A 2,578-nucleotide genomic window follows, 5' to 3' on the forward strand; every position below is an offset into this window, starting at 1 on the left:
CAATCTGACCGCCAGCAATGAGTCCCCTCCTAGCATGAAGAAGTTATCCTGCGCACTATTCACCTGTACGCCTAGCAACTGCTCCCATAACTGGCCCAGCTCACGCTCGCCCTCTCTGAGCTCGCGCGACTGCGGATGCTGAGTTCGCAGCTGCTTCGCCGTCAGGTCTCGCAATTCCTCCATATCCACCTTGCCATGGCCCGTCAGCGGCAACTGATCCAGTTGTAACCACACCCCCGGTACCATCGCAGATGGCAACTGCGCCGCCGCCTGCTCATGCAGACGCTCGCGCGACTGCGGCTGCTCTCCTGGCTGCAACACCAGCGCCGCCGCCAGCCTTAACTCATACACATACACCAGCGCACGACGTACCTGCGGCCAACCCTCCAGTACCGACTGCACCTCCCCACTCTCGATTCGGTTACCCCGCACCTTGAGCTGACCGTCCGCCCTACCCACAAACTCGATCTGGCCGTCCGGATGGTAATACCCTAGGTCCTGTGTCAGATACAAACGCTCACCCGTCTGCACATCAAATACAAACCGCTCGGCCGTCAGAGCCACATCGTTTACATACCCCCGTGCTAACGAGATCCCGCTACAATACATTTCTCCCGTCACCCAGTCAGGACACGCCTGCATCCGCTCATCCAGGATCCGATAACCGCAATTAGGCAGCGGAACCCCATAGGGCACACTGCGCCACTCATCTGACAGCGGACCGACCGGCGCCGATATATTCCACATCGTCGTCTCCGTGGGACCGCCCACGCTGTACAACCGCGCCTGCGGCGCCGCCAACATCAACCTCTCATATAAACGGCCCGCTACCCAATCTCCACCTACCAGTACTGTTCGCAGACTCTCATACCGCCAATTGCTCACCTGGCCCCATGACAGCAACATCTCTACCGCCGCCGGCACACTCACCCAGCAGTTCAGCGCATACTCATGCACCAACTCACTCCAGCATTGCGGATCCGTGCGTTTGGCTTGCTCTGGCAACACCAGCAATCCACCCGACAGCGGCACGCCCAACACGTCATACACTGACATGTCATGGTGCAATGCCGTCAAACCTAGCGCTCGCACTGGATACGAAAATACAAAGCGCTTCGCACTCTGATCCAGCGCATTGAGCACTCCTGCTTGCTCGATCTGCACCCCCTTTGGCTGACCCGTCGAGCCCGATGTGTACATTACATATACTAGATCCTGACCTGTCGTCTGCCAGCCCGCCAGCTGCTCATCGGCCAGCACCGTAGAGTGGCAATAGCCAGCCTGCCACTCATCAATACGCAGTGTCTCGAACTCTGGCGAGACCTGCGATTGCGTCTGTGCATCCACCAGCACTTGATTGACCCCCGCATCACGTAGAATCGAGTCCAGTCGCGCCTGCGGCTGCGCCAGATCAAGCGGTAGGTAGGCTGCCCCTGAGGCCAGCACCCCATATACTGCCACCAATTGCTGCACTCCTTTGGGCAGCAATACTCCTATTAGCGGCTGCACTTTCCCGTCATTTTTCAATGACGAATCATTCAATAGCTGCAGATAACTACCCAGTTGTGCGCTCTGTGCATGCAGTTGCCCATAAGTTAGGCGCTCGCTACCACACACCGCCACCAGCTGATCATCATCGGCACGCTTGTCCATATTTTCCACGAACTGACGATACACCGGCCGGCTGTCGTACGCCTGCCTCTGATCATTGAGCTTCGCGCGCACCGCCTTCTGTTCGTCAGGCAAATCCACCGCCTGTTGCGACTGCAGCAACGCTTCACAACGCTGCGGTACACACAGACCTTGCAGCAATACGCACCAGGCCGTAAACATCTGCTCTATCACACCCGGATGGAAACGCGAGGCTACGTAATCCCAGTTCACATACAGACCATCGCTCACAAAATAATACTGACAGTCCAACCATACTTGTGGCGTCTGCGTGATCTCCCGCGTCAAACTCCCGAAACGTTCCAGGGTGAATCCGTCAGCAGCCGAGGTGAACACGATCGGCATCGCCATCGTCTCCACACGACCATTCAATCGTGATATTTCTCTTAGAAGTCGCACGCCAGACACACGACTGTGATCAAGCGCCTGCCACAAATCTTCCTGGATCCGCTTGAGCCGATCACCCAGCGTAGCGCCTTGCTGCCGATCCACACTCAGCAACGAGAACGTCGCAAACTCGCCCATCACTGAATTGATCTGCTCATGCACCTGCGGACGGTTAAAGCGTGGTATGTTCAGAGTAAATCGTGGCGTACTGCTCCAGCGCCCCAGCACTTCAGCATACGTGCCTAGTAATAAGCCATTGACCGTCATCCCCAGCGACTGCGCTAGCTCGCGCAACTGCTGCGTCTGCTGCGCATTAAATTGATGCGCCTGACGCTCAAAATGGCCCAACTCCAGTGCAAGCTCACTTCTGACCGGCAACGCCGGCGGACCCGCCAGGTCCGCCACACGTTCACGCCAGTACGCCAGCTCCGACTCATAGGCATCTCCCTGTTCCTGCTGTCGCGACCACAATACATAATCGCGAAACGTCAGCTCCAGCGGCGCCAGTTCAGTCTCAGGA

Annotated in this window: 1 protein-coding gene; it reads right to left on the bottom strand. The window is 57.4% G+C overall.

The genetic code is table 11. From position 1 onward, the window contains the following. Nucleotides 1-2,578: non-ribosomal peptide synthetase (locus ACT3R7_RS20550; RefSeq protein WP_444660327.1), on the bottom strand; the 2,578-nt coding region annotated here is incomplete at both ends.

It is taken from the genome of Halomonas sp. AOP43-A1-21, from assembly GCF_052376775.1.
GTDB lineage: Bacteria > Pseudomonadota > Gammaproteobacteria > Pseudomonadales > Halomonadaceae > Vreelandella > Vreelandella colorata.